The organism is Pseudomonas sp. MWU12-3088 (assembly GCF_023242405.1).
Classification (GTDB): Bacteria; Pseudomonadota; Gammaproteobacteria; order Pseudomonadales; family Pseudomonadaceae; genus Aquipseudomonas; species Aquipseudomonas kribbensis.
On the sequence record NZ_JALJEA010000019.1, the window covers coordinates 1 to 19772 of the forward strand.

Below are 19772 nucleotides of genomic sequence, written 5' to 3' on the forward strand. Positions count from 1 at the left end.
TTTGCAGGCTTTAGTGCAACGCGGATCAGCGTTGATAAAGCCGCTGCCCGAGGTGCTCACGAGTTGACGGACAGGCTCAGGGCGTGAAGGGGCCGGCACTTCAAAAGCGGTACTCGAGCTAACGCTCATCGTGGTGAGTGGTGGCAGCTGGCTTGCCAGCGAAGAGAGCTTTGATGGTGGCCCTATTCTTGAGTTTGGCCACCGCCTGCGGTAATCACCTGCACATTCATCCTCGGCGTCGCCAGATCCAGCCCGGCCTCGTCCAGATGCCGTTTCAGCGACAGGTTGAACGCCCGTGAAACTTCCCACTGTTTGATCGGTGCGGTCTTGAACCTGGCGCGCAATATCGCATTACCCGATTCAAAACTTTCCACACCCTGAATCTCCAGTGGCGACCAGATGTTGCGTCGCTGCAGCGGGTCGGTGCGCATTTTCTGGCCGACTTCGCGCATCAGTTTGATGGCTTCGTCGATGTTCATGTTGAACGGCACCGCTACGCGGAAGATCGCGTAGCCGAATTCCCGGGAGTAGTTTTTGATGCTTTTGATTTCGCTGAACGGGATGGTGTGGACGATGCCGTCGATGTCCCGCAGGCGTACGGTGCGGATGGTCAGGCCTTCGACGGTGCCGAGGTGCCCGCCGACGTCGACGTAGTCGTCGATGGCCAGGGAGTCTTCGATGATGATGAACAGGCCGGTGATCAGGTCGGCCACCAGCGATTGCGCGCCAAAGCCGATGGCCAGGCCGATCACGCCGGCACCGGCCAGCAGGGGCGTGACGTTCATGCCCATGTTCGCCAGGGCGACGATCAGGGCGATGATGAAGATCGCCACGAACAGCACGTTGCGGATCAGCGGCATCATGGTTTGCGCGCGGGCGTTGGCCAGGCCTTTGCGTGAGCGGGTGAGGGCGTGGTGGACGGCGGTGTCGCTGAGGATCCAGATCAGCCACGCGAAGATCAGCGTACCGATCAGGCTGAACAGTTTGACGCTGATGTCGTGGCCTTCGCCTTCGGTGAAGCCGATCAGTGACATGCCCCAGACCCGCAGGCCGAGTTCGATGAAGGCCAGCCACACCAGCAGGTGCGCGAGGGTGTAGAAGAAGCTTTTCAGGCGCTCGGAATACAGCGCATGGCGTTTCGGCCCGCGTTGGGGTTTGAGGGCGTGGCGGCGGACGAGGCCGTTGATGACCATGCACAACACCAGCAGCACGGTGCAGATCAGCGACTGGCGCAAGGCTGTGCTGGTGTCTCCGGCGGAGACGAAGGTGGCGAACAGGGAAATCCCCACCAGCACCAGCGCCGGTACGTACCAGAAGGTGCCGAGGATATCGATGGTGTCGCTGAGGGCGCGGCGGGTCAGGCGGCGGGACAGTGGCTGGTTACGGATCAGGTGCGCGATGGGGCGACGGAAGCGCAGGATGAACAGTCCGGTCGAGAGCGCCGCCAGCACATTGGTGACGGTGGCGGCGGTGTGGGCCAGGTGTACGCCCAGACCCGCCACCAGACGCGGATCGTTCAGCCCTTCACCGAATGCGGCGAAGCTGCCGATCAGCCACAACGGGCGGAAGGCCTGATGCCGCAGGATGTACAGCGCCCGGTGGCGGTGCGGGCCGTCGAGTACGGAAAAGGCGATCACGCAGATCGCCGAGAAACAGGTGCCGACCACCAGCGCGTAAGCCAGGACCATCGCCAGGCTTTTGCCCAGGGACGATGGCAGCGCGTAGCTCATGTAGACGGTGATGACCAGGGCAATCATCCACGGCCCGAGCTTGCGCAGGGCGAAGCGCAACATGTCGAGGGCCCGGGGGTGTTGCGGCAGTTCTTCGGTCAGGCCGAAGCGCATGCGCACCCGGTGGCCGAGCCAGATCAGCGCGGCGGCCAGCAGGCTCCAGACCATCAGGATCATGGCGAAGCCGAAGATGATCGGCAGCCATTCGCTGGCCGGCATTATCAGGGCGGACAGTTCGTCTTTGGCCAGTTCGAATTCGGCGGACCAGCGGTTGAGCGGGCTGTCGCTGCCGGTGAACTGTTTTTCGAAATTGGCCAGGGTGCCGCCGATCAGGCCGAGCACGCCTTCTTCCGGGGTGGCCTGGGCTTTTTTCGTGGCGTCGCGCAGTTTTTTCAGGTCGCCCAGCAACTGGGTGCGCTGCTGATCGTTTTCCAGGGATTTGATGACTTCGTCGAGTGACTGGCCGAGCGGTTCCTGGGCTTCCGGTTGCGCCTTGTTCGAGCCATTGAGCAGGCCGGGCAGACTCACCGCGTGGGCAGGCGCCGACGGCAGCAGCGTCATCAGGCAGACGAGGAAAAGGCAGGGCAGGGCAAAGAAACGAGCGAACACTAGGCGGTCAACCTCGCAAGGGGCGGATCGGGCGAGTGTACGAGCCCGCCAGAATCAATGCGAGCCGGGCGCGGATTTATTCGTTGAGTTTGGCGAGGATCTTGTAGACCACGGTGGCCAGGATCATCAGCATGCCGATCCACATGGCGAGCACGCCGGCGTTCTTGTCGCGGAAGTTGAAGCCGATCGCCAGCAGAATCATTCCGGACAGGATCGGAATGAGCATGGAGTGGAACGCAGACATCGAGATCATGGCGACAGCCTTGTCGAAGGGGATGATTTAAGTCTAGGTCGCTTTTTGCCGACCGGTGGTGATGTGTATCAGAAATGAGCCGGATTCGCGGGGCAGGGGATCGCAGCGTGAGGCTGCGATCCCCGTGGTTTCTACGGAAGTTCGCGGCTGGCGTAGAACGCGCTCAGTACTTTCACCAGATGCGCCAGGTCATGGCTGCCGCACAGTTCGCGGATCGAGTGCATGGCGAATGTCGGCAGGCCGATGTCGACGGTGCGCACGCCCAGGTGGCTGGCGGTGATCGGGCCGATGGTCGAGCCGCAGCCCATGTCGCTGCGCACCACGAAGCTTTGCACCGGGACTTCTTCGGCCATGCACAGATGACGGAAGAAACCGGCGGTTTCGCTGTTGGTGGCGTAGCGCTGATTGCTGTTGACCTTGATCACCGGGCCGGCGTTGAGTTTCGGGCCGTGGTTGGCGTCGTGTTTCTCGGCGTAGTTCGGGTGCACGCCGTGGGCGTTGTCGGCCGAGACCAGCAGGGATTTCTGGATGGTGCGTACGAACTCGTCACCTTCCGGCAGCAGGCGGCGCAGGGTCTGTTCCAGCATCGGGCCGTCGGCGCCGCAGGCCGAGCAGGAGCCGACTTCTTCGTGGTCGTTGCACACCAGCACGCAGGTTTCTTCAGTGTCGGCAGTCAGCAGGGCTTGCAGGCCGGCGTAGCACGACAACAGGTTGTCGAGGCGGGCGCCGGCGATGAAATCACCGTTCAGGCCGATGACCGCAGCGCTCTGGGTGTCGTAGAAGCTCAGCTCGTAATCGAGCACCACGTCGGCATTGAGGCCGTGTTCGCGGGCCAGTTGATCGGTCAGTACCGCACGGAAGTCCACACGTTCGTCACCGGCGAACTGCGCGAGAATCGGCGGCAGTTCGGTCTGGGCGTTGATGGCCCAGCCCTGGTTGGCTTCACGATTGAGGTGAATCGCCAGGTTGGGAATGATCGCGATCGGCGCTTTGAAGTCGATCAACTGGCTCTCGACCTTGCCGTCGCGACGGAAGGTGACGCGGCCGGCCAGCGACAGGTCGCGGTCGAACCACGGCGCCAGCAGCGCGCCGCCGTAGACTTCAACACCGAGTTGCCAGAAACCCTGGCGCTGCAGTTCAGGTTGCGGCTTGACCCGCAGGCACGGGCTGTCGGTGTGGGCGCCGACCAGACGGATACCGTCGTGCAGCGGTGAGTTGCGGCCCATCTTGATCGCGACGATCGAGGAGTCGTTACGGGTGACGTAGTAACGGCCATTGGCTTCGGTGTGCCAGGTCTCGCGCTCGTCGAGGCGCACATAACCGGCGGCCTCCAGGCGTTGAACAAGGCTGGCGGTGGCGTGAAACGGGGTAGGGGAGGCCTTGAGGAAGTCGATCAGGCCTTGGTTCAACTCTTCGCGCATAAGAAGCTCCAGACAGCAATGGGCGGGAGTTTAACGCATCGGCCTGATGCTTGGGACATTGTGGTGGGGTCAGAACGGCGCCGGGCAGTCGAAGCGCAAGCGCTCACCGGTTTGCGGGTGGGTGAAGCTGAGCATGCTGGCGTGCAGGCACAGGCGCGGCCAGGCGGCGAGGGCTTGTTCGTGAGCATAGAGCCCGTCACCGAGCAGCGGATGACCGATGGACAGCATGTGCACGCGCAACTGGTGCGAACGGCCGGTGATCGGCGTCAGTTCGACACGGCACCAGTCGCCGCAACGTTCCAGCACGCGCCAGAAGGTCAGGGCGTGTTTGCCGAATTCGTGGTCTACGACGTGGCGCGGCTTGGTTGGCGGGTCGTAGCGCAGGGGCAGGTCGATACTGCCGCTGTCCAGTTCCGGCTGGCCCCAGGCCAGGGCGGTGTAGGCCTTTTCGGTTTCGCGGTCGTGAAACTGCCGCGACAGTTCGCGGTGGGTGTCGGCGTCGCGGGCCAGCAGGATGATGCCGGAGGTTTCCCAGTCCAGACGATGGACGATACGCGCTTCCGGGTAGCCGTTTTCCTGCAGGCGGGTGATCAGGCAGTCCTTGTTGTCGTCGGCCCGGCCGGGTACCGAGAGCAACAGGGTCGGTTTGTTCACCACCAGTACGGCGGCGTCCTGATGAATGATGTGGATGTTGGACAGCGGCATTAAAACAGCCTCGTAACAAATGCCAACGGCGGCTCAGGGCCCTTCCGGTGTCGGAAGGGCCCTGAGCCGCCGTCGTTCCTGCCGGATCGACTCAGCGATCGGGCAGGGTGATGTTGAGTTCCAGAATCGAGCAGCTGCCCTGGCTTTCCAGTGCCACGTGTACGTCGTCGTTGCCGATGTTGACGTACTTGCGGATCACTTCCACCAGTTCCTTTTGCAGGGACGGCAGATAGTCAGGGGTGCTGCGCTGGCCGCGTTCATGCGCCACGATGATCTGTAGACGCTCTTTCGCGACCGAGGCGGTACTTGGCTTTTTGTTGGCACGAAAGAAGTCAAAAAGGTTCATTACCTACCTCCAAACAGACGCTCGAAGAATCCCTTCTTCTCGACATTCAGGAACCGGTGTTCTTTTTCCTTGCCCAGCAAGCGATCAACGGTATCGCTGTAGGCCTGGCCGGCGTCGCTCTGGTCGTCGAGGATAACCGGGACGCCCTGGTTGGAAGCCTTGAGCACGGCCTGGGATTCCGGAATGACACCCAGCAGGCGCACGGCGAGGATTTCCTTGACGTCTTCGACGCCCAGCATTTCGCCTTTTTCGACGCGCTCCGGGTGGTAGCGAGTGATCAGCAGGTGTTCCTGGATCGGCTCTTCGCCGCGTTCGGCGCGACGGGACTTGCTGGCCAGCAGGCCGAGCATGCGGTCCGAGTCACGTACCGAGGACACTTCAGGGTTGGTCACGACGATAGCTTCGTCAGCGAAGTACATGGCCAGGTGGGCGCCTTTCTCGATGCCCGCCGGGGAGTCGCAGACCACGAACTCGAATTGTTCCTTGAGCTCCATCAGGACTTTTTCCACGCCTTCCTGGGTCAGCGCGTCTTTGTCACGGGTCTGGCTGGCGGCCAGCACGTAGAGGTTTTCCAGGCGCTTGTCTTTGATCAGGGCCTGTTGCAGGTTGGCTTCGCCGTTGACCACGTTGACGAAGTCATACACCACGCGGCGCTCGCAACCCATGATCAGGTCGAGGTTACGCAAGCCCACGTCGAAGTCGACGATCACTGTTTTGTGGCCGCGCAGAGCGAGGCCGGTACCGATAGCGGCGCTGGTGGTGGTCTTACCCACACCACCCTTGCCGGATGTAACCACGAGAATCTTGGCCAAGGTGTTTCACCCCTAAGGAAGAAGGACTGTTCAGCCCCTGAAAAACATCTCTTGAAAACTACTGCAGTCGGACAGCCTTGGCTGGAATTCGGCTTTTGGCCTTTTTCCTACTTCGTTTGAGCCGTTTTCGCTACGTTTTAGAGATGCTTGGAAAATGCGGCAGTATCCGTTAAAGCCGAATGATGTTCAACACGTCGCCCGACAGGCTGACCTGTACGCCCGAACCCCACATCGGATCGCGACGCAGGTCTTCGGAAACCTTGTAATGGCCTGCGATGGAGATCAGTTCAGCGCTCAATTGCTGACAGAAAATCCGCGCCTTGGTGTCACCCTTGACCCCGGCCAGCGCACGACCGCGCATCGGGCCGTATACATGGATGTTGCCATCGGCGAGAAGTTCCGCCCCCGGACTGACCGAAGACACCACCACCAGATCGCCACCTTGCGCATAGATCTGTTGGCCACCACGTACTGGCGTGGTGATGACGCGGGTCGGTTTGACGGTCGGCTCCGGCGGCTTTTCCGGCTTCTTCGGTGCAACGGGTTCGGCAGTTTCCAGCGGCCGTTCGCGGGCGCCGGACGGCGGCAGTACCGGGATGTCGATGGCGATGGCGGCGGCGATGTCTTCGATGCGACTGGCGCGGATCGCCAGGGTGCGCAGGCCGTGCTGGCGGCACACGCGCATCAGGCCCGGCAGATCGACCGCGCCTTCGCTCGGCGGCAGCTTGTCCAGCGCCAGGACCAGCGGCGCGTTGCTGAAGAAGTTCGGTGCCTGGGCGACTTTGGCGGCCAGTTGCCGATCGAGGCTGTCCAGGTCGTTACGGGACAGCTCGAGCACCGTGATGGCGAGCATGCTGCCCTTCAACTGGAACACGGGATCTTGGTCTGGCGATTCGTTTTGGCTCATGTCGGCATACAACGGCTTGTCACTAAAAGTGCCGAGACTTATAACGAGAACGCCCGCCAGCCGCAAGCCGGGCTGAACGATGTAGAATGCGCGGCCACTTATTTACGGAAGCTTTAATGGATCGCCCGCGTTTTCGAAAAGCATTTCTCGCGCCACGCTTCTGGCCGCTCTGGTGCGGCCTGGGGCTGTTGTGGCTGACGGTGCAGTTGCCCTATCCGGCATTGCTGGCCATCGGTCGTTTTCTCGGCGCCCTGATGTATCGCTTCGCCGGCGACCGGCGGCGCATTGCCAAGCGCAATCTGGAACTGTGTTTCCCGGAAAAGTCCGCCGCCGAGCGCAAACGCCTGCTCAAGGAAAACTTCGCCTCCACCGGCATCGCGTTCTTTGAAATGGCGATGAGCTGGTGGTGGTCCCGTCAGCGTCTGGCGAAATTGGCCCATGTCGAGGGCCTCGAGCACCTGCAACAGGCTCAGCGCGAAGGCAAGGGCGTGATTCTGATGGCGGTGCATTTCACCACCCTGGAAATCGGCGCGGCGCTGCTCGGCCAGCAACACACCATCGACGGCATGTACCGCGAGCACAAGAACCCGCTGTTCGATTTCATCCAGCGCCAGGGCCGCGAGCGGCACAATCTGGATTCGCTGGCGGTGGAGCGCGACGATGTGCGCGGCATGCTCAAGCTGCTGCGTTCCGGGCGCGCGATCTGGTACGCGCCGGATCAGGACTACGGCGCCAAGCAAAGCATCTTCGTGCCGCTGTTCGGCATTCAGGCCGCGACGGTCACCGCCACCAGCAAGTTCGCCCGACTGGGCAAAGCGCTGGTGGTGCCGTTCACTCAGGAGCGCCTGGCGGACGGCAGCGGCTATCGTCTGGTGATCCATCCGCCGCTGGAAGGTTTCCCGGGGGAGACCGAAGAAGCCGATTGCATCCGCATCAATCAGTGGGTCGAAGGCGTGTTGCGTGATTGCCCCGAGCAGTACCTGTGGGCGCACCGGCGCTTCAAGAGCCGTCCGCCGGGCGAGCCGAAGCTGTACGCCAAACGTCGTTGATTCACCCCATCCCATAAGCACCACGGAGCGTTGCGATGAGCCCAGCTGAACCGGTCACAGGTTTGATTCTTTCCGGCGGCGGGGCTCGGGCGGCGTATCAGGTGGGGGTGCTGGCGGCGATTGCCGAATTGCTGCCGCTGGGCGCGGATAATCCGTTCCCGGTGATCGTCGGCACCTCGGCCGGGGCGATCAACGCAGTCAGCCTCGCCAGCGGCGCCACGGACTTTCGGGCCGCCATTGAACGCCTGACCCTGTTCTGGCAAGGCTTTCGCAGCCATCGCGTGCTGCGCAGCGACTGGCCGGGGGTGATCCGCCAGGCCAGCCGTTTCGTCAGTCACAGCCTGCTGGGCATGGGCCGGCACCTGCCGGTGGCGCTGCTCAACAGCTCGCCGCTACGGCATCTGCTCGATGAAAAACTGCACATGCCCGGCATCGCCGAATCCATCGCCCGCAAGCAATTGCATGCGGTGGCGGTGACCGCGTTCGGCTACGAGTCGGGGCAGGCGGTGACCTTCTATCAGGGCGGCGGCAGCATCGATGCCTGGCTGCGCCATCGACGCATTGGTGTGCCGACGCAATTGACCGTGGAGCATTTGCTGGCCAGTTCGGCGATCCCGCTGTTGTTCGCGCCGGTGAAAATCGGCGAGGAATACTTTGGCGATGGCGCAGTGCGACAGTCGGCGCCGATCAGCCCGGCGCTGCACCTGGGCGCGAGCCGGGTGCTGGTGGTGGGCGTCAGCGGCAACCCGCGCGGTTTCGACCCGGCACAACCGCTGGAGCGCACTTATACCGGTCAGCAGCCGACGCTGGCGCAGATCGGCGGGCACATGCTCAACAGCACCTTCATTGACAGCCTGGAAAGCGATATCGAGCTGCTTCAGCGTCTGAACCAGTTCAGCCATTTGATGCCCGAAGGCACGCCGATACGCACGCTGGGTGTGGCGCCGGTGGACGTGCTGGTGATCTCGCCAAGTCAGCCAATCGATGAAATCGCGGCACGGCATCGTCAGGAACTGCCGGCGGCGTTGCGGCTGTTCTTGCGCGGGCCGGGGGCGACCAAGACCAGCGGGGCAGGGGTGTTGAGTTATTTGCTGTTCGAGGCGGGGTATTGCAGCGAATTGATTGATCTTGGGCGGCGCGATGCACTGGCCAAGCGCGATGAGTTGTGCCGGTTTCTCGGGATTGGCGAGGCGGTGGTCCCAGCCTGAAATCAGTGGTACAGCAATCGCCAGCAGGCTGGCTCCCACCGGGATTTGTGTCGTGCACAAAACCAATGTGGGAGCGAGCCTGCTCGCGATGGCGTCCGTGAGGACGCCGCGCTATCAGAAGTGGAATTTCACCAGGAAGCTGGTCACGTTCTGATTGGTCGTGAAGCCACGGGTGTCGTCGATCCCGTACTTGTCTTTCCAGTAGTCGTATTCCACACCGACATACAGCTGCTTCTCGCCGAAATTCAGCGCCTTGCCCAGGTCGTATTTGACCTGTGGGTTGAAGTGCAGGTTGGCGTGGTATTCGCCTTTGCTGTTGACGTCGTTGTCGACCACCCAGTCCATGTAGCCGTCGATCAGCACGTTCGAGTTGCCGACCGGAATGGTGTAGGACCAGACCGGGGTGATCTGCCAGACGTTGTCACCCGGACGCGAGCCTTCGGTGTGACGCTGGTAGAAGTTCAGCTGGAAGTAGTCGAAGCCCGGAATCGCCAGGTCGAAGCCTGGACCGATCAGGTAGGACTCGACGTCGCCTTCGCCGAACTCGTAGGTCATGGCCAGCAGCACGTCTTTGATCGGGCCGAATTCGATCTTCTGGTCGAGCACCTTGCCCAGCGAGATACGTGGCTGGAACTCACCGTAATAGGTGTTGTTGCCGACGCCACCGTCAGGCTTGCCGTTGTAGAAAATCTTGTCGACGAACAGGAAGTTGTCGCCGTACTTCCACGCATCGGCGTGCTCGAAGGTGACGGTCTGCTGGATGGCCGGGTTGACCTTGAAGTCTTTGCCGTACAGGTAGGTCAGGCTGTTGTTCTGCCATTGCAGCAGGCCGTCGGCCATGGCCTGGCCCCCCGCCAGCATGGTTCCCGCAAGCATCAGGCTGGTGCTCATACGTTTCATTCGGTTGCTCCCAAAGTAGGTATTCCACGTTTATTTTTTTGAGTCGGCGCTCTGGTGTGGCGCCTTTTTTCGTTGCCGCAAAAATCATCCATTCGGTCAGCTTTAATGCTGTTAGCAAGAGCTGAGCCAAGGCTTTTCGAAAAGCAAAAAAACGCCCGTCGGCTGCTGAAAAACAGTCGATTGAGCGTGTTTTCGGGACGCCTCGGTACTGACCGGGGCCGGGATAAGTTGGCTCGTCGGTCAGGAATTAAATCCGGGCTTTTTTTTAGACCGAATTCAGGAGGCCGCGGAGAATACTGACTCAACGGCCAGGCCTCAAGTGCCCCGCAACAGAGCACCGACGACAGGTAGGCGGCACGGTTGCGGGTCATCTTAGAAGTGCACCTTCACCAGCAGGCTGGCGGTGTTCTGATTGGTGTCGAGGTTGTGGCTGCTTTCGACCCCGTATTTGTTCTTCCAGTAGCTGTATTCGGTACCGACATACAACTGCTTCTGGCTCCAGCCGAGGGCTTTGCCCAGGTCGTATTTGATCTGCGGGTTGATGTGCAGGTTGGCGTGATAGGTGCCGCGCGAGTTTTCGTCGTTGTCGACGACCCAGTCGAGATAGCCGTCGATCAGCACGTCGGAATTGCCCAGCGGAAAGCTGTAGGACCAGCCCGGGGTGATCTGCCAGACACCATCGCCCGGGCGCGGGCCTTCGGTCTGGCGGCGGAAGATGTTCAGGGTGACGTAGTTGAAGCCTGGCACTTTCAGGTCGAAACCGGGACCGATCAGATAGGCCTCGCTCTCGCCTTCGCCGTACTCGTAGGTCATTGCCAGCAGCACGTCCTTGATCGGGCCGAATTCGATCTTCTGGTCGAAGATCTTGCCGAAGGAGAAGCGCGGGGTGAATTCGCCGTAGTAGGTGTGCGGGCCTTTGTTGCGGTCTTCCTTGCCGTTGTAGAAGATCTTGTCGACGAACAGGAAGTTGTCGCCGTACTTCCACTTGTCGGCATGCTCGAACGTCACCGTCTGCTGGATCGACGGGTTGATCGCGAAGTTCTTGCCGTACAGGTAGCTCAGGCTGTTGGTCTGCCACAGCAATAAATCGCCGGCCATGGCTTGTGATGCGGCCAGCAGGCCGCCGCTCAACAACACGTTGGTTTGAGTCCGGATCATCTGTTGCTCCCTCTTGTTTTTATTGTTTGAGGCAAAGCTGTCGCGAGGGGGCTGGCGTTGGCGAGCCCCCTTTTTTTACTCTTCGGATCAGTGCGGGTGTGCGTGACAGTCGTTGATGGCCGCGCGCTCGGCGCCGCCCAGGATGTTGAACAACAGGTTCAGCGTCAGTGCGCTGAGGGTGGCCATGGCGATCCCGCTGTGGGTGATCGGGCTCATCCACAATGGCAGGTGGGCGAAGAATTCCGGACGCACCACCGGGATCAGGCCCATGCCGATGCTCACCGCCACCAACAGTTGATTGCGACGGTCACCGATGTCGGCTTCCTGCAGGATCTTGATCCCCGTTGCCGCCACCATGCCGAACATCGCAATCGCCGCACCACCGAGTACCGCCGGAGGAATCGATGCCACCAGAAACGCCGCTTTCGGCAGCAGGCTCAGGACGATCAGCAGACCGCCGGCAACGATGGTCACCGAGCGGCAGCGCACGCCGGTCATCTGCACCAGACCGATGTTCTGCGCGAAGGAGGAGTGGGTGAAGGTGTTGAAGAAACCGGCAACGAACGATGCGCCGGCATCACACAGCAAGCCGCGACGCAGCATGCGCGGGCAGACTTCCTGGCCGGTGATCTTTCCCAGCGCCAGGAACATCCCGGTGGATTCGACAAAGATGATCACCACCACCAGACACATCGACAGGATCGGCGCCAGTTCGAACTTCGGCATGCCGAAATGCAGCGGGGTGACGAACTGAACCCATGGCGCGTTGGCCATGCCGCTCAGGTCGACCATGCCGATGGCGCCGCAGAGCACGTAGCCCAGGCACATGCCGATCAGCACGGAAATGTTGACCCAGAAACCGCGCATGAAGCGGTGGATCAGCAGAATGGTCGCCAGCACCAGCGCGGCGATGGCCAGATAAATCGGTGAACCGAATTGGGCGGCGCCTGCGCCGCCACCGGCCCAGTTCACGGCCACGGGGAACAGCGACAGACCGATCGAGGTGATGACCGTGCCGGTCACCAGCGGCGGGAAGAAGCGCACGACCTTGGACATGAACGGTGCGATGATCATGCCGAAGAACCCGGCGGCGATGGTAGCGCCGAAGATCCCCTGCAGACCGATGCCGGGCATGCCGGCCATGGCGACCATGCTGCCGACGGCGGCGAAACTGGCGCCCATCATCACCGGCATGCGAATGCCCATGGGGCCTATCCCCAGGGACTGCACGATGGTGGCGATGCCGGCGACCAGCAGGTCGGCGTTGATCAGGAAGGCGATTTCTTCACGACTCAGGCCAGCGGCCTGTCCGATGATCAGCGGTACCGCGATGGCGCCGCCGTACATCAGCAGAACATGTTGCAAACCGACCAGGATCAGTTGCAAAAGGGGCAAACGCTGAATGGCGGGTGCGTCGGGGATGCGCGCTTTGGACAGCTCGGACATGCAACACCTCGGATCTTTTTTATTCTTGTGATTGAACAGCTGCCGGGTTGCTCACAGCTGTTTCTTTGCATCAGGTAAACCGCGTTGCGGCAATTCGCCGGCAAGCCAGCTCCCACACAGGCAGTGCAAAACCCTGTGGGAGCTGGCTTGCCAGCGATGCTTTTACTGCTTAGTTGGTCTGGGCTCCCTGGGCGATCCATGCACCGATCAGGTCGCGTTCCTGCTGGGTCATCTGCGTGATGTTGCCCAGTGGCATGATCTGCGTGGTGATGGCTTGCGCCTGGATCCGCGCCGCGTTCTGGCGGATCTGCTCGGGGGTGTCGAACATCACACCGGCCGGGGCAGCGCTGAACAGCGGGCTGGTCGGTTTGGCCGAGTGGCAGACCGCGCAGCGTTCCTGGATCACGTTGTGCACCTTGTCGAACGCAGGACCTGCGTTGGATGCCTGAGCCGGAGCAGCGGCGGGTGCAGCAGGTGCAGCAGCGGCGGCCGGTTGTGCCGCTTCAGCCGGTTTCGCGCCACCACCCAGGGCCGTTTCCGGCAGCGGCTGGTACTCGATTTTCGCAGGAGCCTTGGCCACGTCCGGCGCGGTCGGCATCGGCGCAGGGCCGGTGACGTACGCCAGGGTGATCATGCCCACCGCTGCCACCGGCAGGGTCCAGGCAAACTTGTGGCTGTCGTGACGGGTGTTGAAGTAGTGACGCACCAACACCGCCAACACGGCGATCCCGGCCAGGATCAGCCAGTTGTACTGGCTGCCGTAAGTGCTCGGGAAGTGGTTGCTGATCATGATGAACAGCACCGGCAGGGTGAAGTAGTTGTTGTGACGCGAACGCAACAGGCCTTTGGCCGGCAGCGCCGGATCCGGCGTGCGGTTCTCGGCAATCGCGGCCACCAGTGCGCGTTGTGCCGGCATGATGATGCGGAACACGTTGCCGACCATGATGGTGCCGATGATCGCGCCGACGTGCAGGTACGCACCACGACCGCTGAACACCTTGCTGAAGCCATACGCCGCGCCGATGATCAGCACGAACAGGATGAAGCCGAGCAGGGCGGGTTTCTTGCCGAGGGGCGAATCGCAGAGGAAGTCGTAGATGAACCAGCCGGCGATCAGCGAACCGATGCCGATGGCCACGCCTTCAGGGCCGGTCAGGCCGCTGCCGGGTGCCACGAGGTAGAGCACGGGGTTGGAGTAGAACACCACGCAGAGCAGCGCGATCCCCGACATCCAGGTGAAATAGGCTTCCCATTTGAACCAGTGCAGGTTCTCCGGCATCGACGGAGGGGCCAGTTTGTATTTTTCCAGGTGATAGATACCGCCGCCGTGGATCGCCCACAGATCACCGGCAAGACCGGTTTTCGGGTTGACGCGGTTGAGGTTGTTCTCCAGCCAGACGAAGTAGAACGACGCGCCGATCCAGGCCACGCCAGTGATCATGTGAACCCAGCGCACGCTCAGGTTCAGCCATTCCAACAGATGTGCTTCCACAGTCTTTACCTCTCGCCCGTCACTCTTGTTGTCGAGTGATCGGACCTTCTCTTATTGGTGGGGGGCGAGGATCAAACGCTCATCCTCTTTGAAAAAATGCTCATCGCAGTTATTGCCTGTGCCACTGCGATCAACCACCAGGAAGTCATCCCGCTTTTCGATCGTCAGCACCGGGTGGTGCCAGACGCCGCGATGGTAATTGATGCCCTGCCTGCCGTTGGTGACGAAGGCGCGGACCAAGCCTGATACAGGTACATCGCCAAGTGGCGCGACCACGATCAGAAAGGGGTTGCCGAGCAGCGGAATGAAAGCCTGGCTGCCCAGCGGATGGCGTTCCAGCATGCTCACGGTCAGCGGCATGTCCTGCGCGTCGGCGCGGAAGATGCTGATGATCGCGTTGTCCTCGGGCGTAGCGGTTTCGACCGTCGCCAGTTTGTGGAAGCGCATGGTCGAACCGTTGTTGATCATGAAGTGATCGCTGCCGTCGGTTTCGATCACGTCACCGAACGGGGCGAAGGCTTCTTTGGTCAGCGGTTCAATCGTCAATGTGCGCATGCTGTTCTTCTTATCCAAAATTCTGTGTTGTTAGAACTATCGCCATCGCGGGCAAGCCCGCTCCCACAGTGGACTGTGGCGTTCACAAAACCTGTGGGAGCTGGCTTGCCAGCGATTGGGTTCACCCTTATTTAGCTACCTTGCCGAACAGGCGCAGGCGGCTCACACCACCATCCGGGAACACGTTCAGACGGATGTGGGTGATCGGGCCCAGTGCCTTGATCTGCTCGACGAAGGTGTGTTCGGCGTGCATTTCCAGCTTCTGGCTCGGCAACAGTTCGCGCCAGAACAGCGACTGGGTTTCGATCTGGCTGTCGGTGCCGCCCTTGACGAACGCGCCCTGGATCGAGCAGCTGTCCGGGTAGTTGCCTTTGAAGTGCAGGGTGTCGACGACGATTTTCTCGATCTCGCCCGGGTGGCCCAGCGCGACGATCACCCAGTCATTGCCTGGCGTGCGACGACGTGCGGTTTCCCAGCCGTCGCCCATGTTGATGCCACGGCCCGGGTTGAGGATGTTGCTCATGCGGCCGAAGTGTTCGTCGGAGCAGGCGAGGGCGCGGCCACCGTTGAGGGCTGCAGCCAGGTCAACTTGCTCGTTGTCGCCAACAGCGGACCAGTCGCGGAACGGAATGCCGTACACGCGCAGACGGGCAACACCGCCGTCCGGGTAGATGTTGAAGCGCAGGTGGCTGAACGCCTTGTCGTTGCTGATTTCGTGGTAGTGGTGGCTGTTGCCCTGCAGCTCGACGGCCGACAGCACTTCAGTCCACTGGGTGTTTTCGTCCGGCTCGCCCGACGCCAGGAAGCACGCTTCCAGCGAGGCCGATGGCGGGAAGTTGCCGGTGAAGAATGAAGTGTCGATGTCCACGCCTTTGATCGAACCCGGTACGCCCAGGCGGATCACCGCGCTGTCGTAGCCTTCGAAGCGCTTGCGGCGCGATTCCCAGCCGTCCATCCACTTGCCGTTGTCGTCGAACACGCCCTCCTTCCACACGGCCGGGGTCGGCTGAAACAGACGATTGGCGTCTGCGAACCAGTCATCGGTGACCGAGATGATTTTGGTGCCCAGACGGGCATCGGCCAGGTTGACGAACTTCTCGAAAGGTACGGCGTAAGCTTTCATTCTTCTTGTCTGCCTTTAAATAAGTGGCTGGGGATGCTTGCGAGGCCCTGGGCGTTCTCCGCGTCTGACACGCTCGGGCCAGGCTTGCTAAAGAGTCAGTAAACGGAACAGGGCGATCTTGTTGATCTCCGCCAGCGCGCATTTGAACTCGGTGTCGACCGGGTTGTGAATGCGCGTTTCGAACGCCGCGAGGATCTGATGCCGGTTGCTGCCTTTTACCGCCATGATGAAGGGAAACTTGAACTTGGCCTTGTAGGCGTCGTTCAGCTCGGTGAAGCGAGAAAACTCTTCGGCCGTGCATTGGTGAATACCGGCGCCAGCCTGTTCATTGGTGCTGGCTTCGGTCAACTGGCCCTGGACGGCAGCTTTGCCGGCCAGGTCCGGGTGAGCGTTGATCAGTGCCAGCTGACTGGCGTGATCGGCGCTCAACAGGATGTCGCTCATGCGCTGGTGCAGGGTTTCGATCTGGTCGATCGACGCGTCCTGGCCCAGGTCGAAGGCCTTCTCGGCCACCCATGGCGAATGTTCGTAGATGTCGGCGAAGGCTTTGACGAAGGCGTCGCGGCTCAGGGTCGACGGTTTCAGGGTTTGAAAGGTGCTCATTTGGCAGCCCCTTGGTACGGGTGGGTTTCGTGCCAGTGACGGGCGATGTCGACGCGGCGGCTGAACCACACCTGTTCATGACTTTTAGCGTATTCGATAAAGCGTTTGAGCGAAGCCAGACGCGCCGGACGGCCCACTAGTCGGCAGTGCAGACCGATCGACAGCATCTTCGGTGCTTCGGCGCCTTCGGCGTAGAGCACGTCGAACGCGTCTTTGAGGTATTCGAAGAAATCGTCGCCCTTGTTGAAACCCTGGACCTGGGTGAAGCGCATGTCGTTGGTGTCCAGTGTGTACGGGATCACCAGGTGCGGCTTGCCGGTCGGGTTGTTCGGTTCCCAGTAGGGCAGGTCGTCGTCATAGGTGTCGCAGTCGTAGAGGAAACCGCCTTCTTCCATCACCAGACGACGGGTGTTCGGGCCGGTGCGGCCGGTGTACCAGCCCAGTGGGCGCTCGCCGGTGAGTTCGGTGAGGATGCGGATCGCTTCGAGCATGTGCTCGCGTTCCTGGGCTTCGTCCATGTACTGGTAGTCGATCCAGCGGTAGCCGTGGCTGCAGATCTCGTGACCGGCCTCGACCATCGCACGGATCACGTCCGGGTGACGCTGGGCGGCCATGGCCACGGCGAAGATGGTCAGCGGAATGTCGAATTCCTTGAACAGTTTCAGGATCCGCCAGACGCCGGCACGGCTGCCATACTCGTAAAGCGATTCCATGCTCATGTTGCGCGCGCCTTGCAGAGGCTGGGCCGCAACCATTTCCGAGAGGAAGGCTTCGGATTCTTTGTCACCGTGCAGGATGTTGCGCTCGCCGCCTTCTTCGTAATTGAGTACGAACGACAGGGCGATCCGGGCATTGCCCGGCCAGTGTGGGTGAGGAGGGTTACTGCCGTAACCGATCAGGTCGCGTGGGTAGTCAGCGCTCACTGCAGTCTTCCTTCTTATTCGTTGACAGATTGTGTGGCGCCCTGAAGTTTGGATGGCAGGCTGGCGTCACAGCGATGGGCTGATTGTATACAACTTTATTCTCAATTTGTAAGCCTGAATTTTCGCATTTTTCACCGGCTGTCATCTTTTGCTGTTAATGGCGTGAACCTGCAAGAAACCTGCCTGACCAGTCAGCTAATGGTTCAGGGGTTCAATGAATGCCTGGTTCTCGGGCAGATCCCCGGGAAATCGCGGGATGGCGGAGGTAAGCGGAAAAATGTCGTTTTTATTGTGTACAATTTTTTTGAAAAGTGTCTTAATCAGTCGCTCGCCGCAGCTTTTCGTGCTCCGAAACGGTGCGGTCTCCTTTTCAACTGACTTCGGGAGGCGCGAAGTCTGACTGCTCCACGCAGGCAGGCGCGCAGAATCAATGGGACGTTTGACAACACACGTTTTGGACGCTGCACACGGTTGCCCGGGCAGCTCGATCAAGGTCGAGCTGTACCGCGTTGAAGGTTCGCACCTGGAATTGGTCGCCAGTGCGTTTACCAACAGCGATGGCCGGGTCGATGCGCCGCTGTTGCAAGGCGATGACTACCGTACCGGTGTCTATCAGGTTCAGTTCCACGCTGGCGATTACTACCGCGCCCGTGGCGTCCAGTTGCCGGAGCCGGCATTTCTGGACGTGGTGGTGCTGCGGTTCGGCATCTCTGCCGAACAGGATCACTACCACGTACCGTTGCTGATCTCGCCTTACAGCTATTCCACGTACCGGGGCAGCTGACCCCCAAGCAGCTGCCTCCACCGGGAAGCGACTGCGCATATAGCTTCTTTGGTCTTTCGCCCGCTCACACTGCGGGCTTTTTTTCGTCTCGCCAAAGGCGTTCCTGATTAAAGGTCGGCAAGCGTTCCGAGCCTCGACTCATCATCCCTGACGATGAAAATACTGTCCGGTTGCGAAGCATGAATTTGAGATCCGCCCTTGAGCCACACCAGCCTTTTTTCGGCGTGCGCCTGGAGGATTTCCTGCAGTGCCGGATACCCGACCTGGGTGTTCAACCGGGCGTCGGCAGCGTCGGGACCGGAATTCAGGGGTTGATGAATTTTCCTGCCCCTGACGCGATGCAGGCTGATGAAGAAGACAAAGGGATGATTCTCCCGACGAAACACCAGGGCCGGGAAGGAAGATGAAGGCGTTGGCGTGAAAACATCATAGCCCTGGCGATTCAGGATGTTGGCCATGAGCCGCTTGAGCTCAACGCCTGACTGCGTCGTTTTGAAATAATCCCACTCTTGCCTTGTCAGGTCGAAGTCCAGTCGCTGCAGGGGGCCTTCCGGGGTCAGGGTTGGCAATTCCAGTGTACGGCTGAGCCCTGGCCCGCCGCTGGATGTAGCCAGCGTCGGCAGCATCAGCAATGGATCGGCCAGTGGCGGATGAGGCGTGCTGTTACCGCGTTTCCAATCGTTGAACGTTTGCCTGAGGCGAGTCAGCCCCACGCCGGTTGCCATATCCCCATCGTTTGCCAGGCCGAATTGATGTCTGGCCACCTTGTTTACCGAGGTACCCGACAACAGCGGAAAATAAGTGGCGATGTACTGCTTCAGCGGGTGTTGAAAGGGCAGGTTCGGATCGATCTCCCACTGATTGGCAGGCGGAACGCGGATCGCCCCCCTGGGTTGCTGCATCAGGTCAGTGCCGAGGATGCGCTCCATATAGTCGAAGTCATACACCCAGTGTTCCGGATTCTTGATGTAGACGATCGGGTGATCCGGGTCGGTACCGCGCGGCACAAGCAGAAACCGGATGCCATCGACTTCAATGCCGCTGATGGATGCCTGCTGGGGAGGCGCGTCCCATTTTTTCCAGGGATCGGACCATTCCTCACCCGTCGCGGTGGAAGAGCGTTTGGGTGCGACCACTTCTTGCGGATCATCATCCGGGTTTCGCAGGCGCTTGAGCGTCAATCTGGAATCGCTGCCGCCGGCACTCTCGTCGCTGGGTTTCACGCGCCAGGTGAGGGTGCCTTCCATCCGTTCGAGTCGTGGACCGGAAGGTCTGAAGTCGCTGTTCAATCTGGCCCGGAAATGGTTCTCCGAATCAATGCCCAGCAGCACGGTTCCCCCTTCCTGAAGATCCACGAAGTGCCTCTGCGTCCCGAGTTCCCGAATGCCGGAAAGCGTATTCGGCGCCGGAAGTCTGGATAGCTGATTGGGCGCAAGGAAATAGTGCTCGATCGGCGCATGGACCACGACAGGGGTGATATGGGTCTCGGCCGGAAGGTCGACGATCTCTAAAGGTATATGCCGGGAGGAAGGTGATTGAACAGGCGCCCTCAGGTGATCGACAGGTATTGGGTCTTCGCCATGGGGCGCGATGTTCAGCGGCAACCTGTGGAGTGCCGGAGGTCCGATGTCGGGAAGGGTGAAAGGCGTTTCGGGGGAGGTGGTCGAGGCACCGGGTTTTATCGGGCGTTTGGGGCTCATGGGTATTTCACTCGCAAGGTCGATTCACGTTGATCTGGCCAGAAGAGG

Annotated in this window: 19 protein-coding genes; 3 read left to right on the forward strand and 16 right to left on the reverse strand. The window is 60.8% G+C overall.

Going from position 1 to position 19772, the window contains the following annotated elements:
• Nucleotides 1-182 precede the first annotated feature (182 nt).
• The 7 genes from M5B98_RS28005 to minC form a co-directional block, all read right to left on the reverse strand.
• The gene (locus tag M5B98_RS28005; protein ID WP_248744630.1) at nt 183-2339 is read right to left on the reverse strand and encodes a mechanosensitive ion channel domain-containing protein; all 2157 of its coding nucleotides are present in this window, start codon (nt 2337-2339) and stop codon (nt 183-185) included.
• Between the two features lie 76 nt (nt 2340-2415).
• Nucleotides 2416-2592: a hypothetical protein gene (locus M5B98_RS28010; protein WP_167443765.1), complete on the reverse strand. Its 177-nt coding sequence runs from the start codon at nt 2590-2592 to the stop codon at nt 2416-2418.
• A gap of 131 nt (nt 2593-2723) precedes the next feature.
• Nucleotides 2724-4013 (reverse strand): M18 family aminopeptidase, encoded by a 1290-nt coding sequence (locus M5B98_RS28015; protein ID WP_085710626.1) that lies wholly within the window; start codon nt 4011-4013, stop codon nt 2724-2726.
• A gap of 69 nt (nt 4014-4082) precedes the next feature.
• Nucleotides 4083-4718 carry an RluA family pseudouridine synthase gene (locus M5B98_RS28020; RefSeq protein WP_119428454.1) on the reverse strand — a complete coding sequence of 212 codons (636 nt, stop codon included), beginning with the start codon at nt 4716-4718 and terminating at the stop codon, nt 4083-4085.
• Nucleotides 4719-4809: 91 nt separating this feature from the next.
• A complete protein-coding gene (gene minE / locus M5B98_RS28025; RefSeq protein WP_007960071.1) occupies nt 4810-5064 on the reverse strand; it encodes a cell division topological specificity factor MinE in 255 nt (84 codons plus the stop codon).
• Nucleotides 5064-5876 (reverse strand): septum site-determining protein MinD, encoded by an 813-nt coding sequence (gene minD / locus M5B98_RS28030; RefSeq protein WP_064378705.1) that lies wholly within the window; start codon nt 5874-5876, stop codon nt 5064-5066. Before minD ends, minE begins: the two co-directional genes overlap by 1 nt.
• Before the next feature lie 169 nt (nt 5877-6045).
• On the reverse strand, nt 6046-6783 hold the full coding sequence (minC, locus tag M5B98_RS28035; RefSeq protein WP_085710676.1) for a septum site-determining protein MinC: 738 nt from the start codon (nt 6781-6783) through the stop codon (nt 6046-6048).
• A gap of 116 nt (nt 6784-6899) precedes the next feature.
• Here minC and M5B98_RS28040 point away from each other — a divergent pair, with 116 nt between their 5' ends.
• On the forward strand, nt 6900-7832 hold the full coding sequence (locus tag M5B98_RS28040; protein WP_114881990.1) for a lipid A biosynthesis lauroyl acyltransferase: 933 nt from the start codon (nt 6900-6902) through the stop codon (nt 7830-7832).
• A 35-nt stretch (nt 7833-7867) separates the two neighbouring features.
• The gene (locus M5B98_RS28045) at nt 7868-9040 is read left to right on the forward strand and encodes a patatin-like phospholipase family protein (RefSeq protein ID WP_085710629.1); all 1173 of its coding nucleotides are present in this window, start codon (nt 7868-7870) and stop codon (nt 9038-9040) included.
• A gap of 114 nt (nt 9041-9154) precedes the next feature.
• Here the strand turns inward: M5B98_RS28045 and M5B98_RS28050 are convergent, their stop codons facing one another.
• The 8 genes from M5B98_RS28050 to puuE form a co-directional block, all read right to left on the reverse strand.
• On the reverse strand, nt 9155-9940 hold the full coding sequence (locus M5B98_RS28050) for an outer membrane protein OmpK (protein ID WP_119428451.1): 786 nt from the start codon (nt 9938-9940) through the stop codon (nt 9155-9157).
• Nucleotides 9941-10312: 372 nt separating this feature from the next.
• Nucleotides 10313-11098 carry an outer membrane protein OmpK gene (locus M5B98_RS28055; protein WP_248744631.1) on the reverse strand — a complete coding sequence of 262 codons (786 nt, stop codon included), beginning with the start codon at nt 11096-11098 and terminating at the stop codon, nt 10313-10315.
• Nucleotides 11099-11185: 87 nt separating this feature from the next.
• Nucleotides 11186-12544 carry a nucleobase:cation symporter-2 family protein gene (locus M5B98_RS28060; protein WP_085608811.1) on the reverse strand — a complete coding sequence of 453 codons (1359 nt, stop codon included), beginning with the start codon at nt 12542-12544 and terminating at the stop codon, nt 11186-11188.
• Between the two features lie 169 nt (nt 12545-12713).
• On the reverse strand, nt 12714-14036 hold the full coding sequence (locus M5B98_RS28065) for a urate hydroxylase PuuD (protein ID WP_248744632.1): 1323 nt from the start codon (nt 14034-14036) through the stop codon (nt 12714-12716).
• Between the two features lie 51 nt (nt 14037-14087).
• Nucleotides 14088-14591, reverse strand: a complete 504-nt coding sequence (locus tag M5B98_RS28070) for an ureidoglycolate lyase (RefSeq protein WP_027613342.1) — start codon at nt 14589-14591, stop codon at nt 14088-14090.
• A 127-nt stretch (nt 14592-14718) separates the two neighbouring features.
• On the reverse strand, nt 14719-15714 hold the full coding sequence (gene alc / locus M5B98_RS28075) for an allantoicase (RefSeq protein ID WP_085710633.1): 996 nt from the start codon (nt 15712-15714) through the stop codon (nt 14719-14721).
• 87 nt (nt 15715-15801) lie between these two features.
• On the reverse strand, nt 15802-16317 hold the full coding sequence (gene uraD, locus M5B98_RS28080; RefSeq protein WP_085710634.1) for a 2-oxo-4-hydroxy-4-carboxy-5-ureidoimidazoline decarboxylase: 516 nt from the start codon (nt 16315-16317) through the stop codon (nt 15802-15804).
• Complete coding sequence (puuE, locus tag M5B98_RS28085; protein WP_007960032.1) at nt 16314-17240, reverse strand: allantoinase PuuE; 927 nt, start codon at nt 17238-17240, stop codon at nt 16314-16316. Before puuE ends, uraD begins: the two co-directional genes overlap by 4 nt.
• Nucleotides 17241-17670: 430 nt before the next feature.
• On the opposite strand from puuE, the gene uraH reads away from it, so the two are divergent.
• A complete protein-coding gene (gene uraH, locus M5B98_RS28090; RefSeq protein ID WP_236182467.1) occupies nt 17671-18024 on the forward strand; it encodes a hydroxyisourate hydrolase in 354 nt (117 codons plus the stop codon).
• A gap of 107 nt (nt 18025-18131) precedes the next feature.
• Here the strand turns inward: uraH and M5B98_RS28095 are convergent, their stop codons facing one another.
• The gene (locus tag M5B98_RS28095; RefSeq protein ID WP_248744633.1) at nt 18132-19724 is read right to left on the reverse strand and encodes a hypothetical protein; all 1593 of its coding nucleotides are present in this window, start codon (nt 19722-19724) and stop codon (nt 18132-18134) included.
• Nucleotides 19725-19772 lie beyond the last annotated feature (48 nt).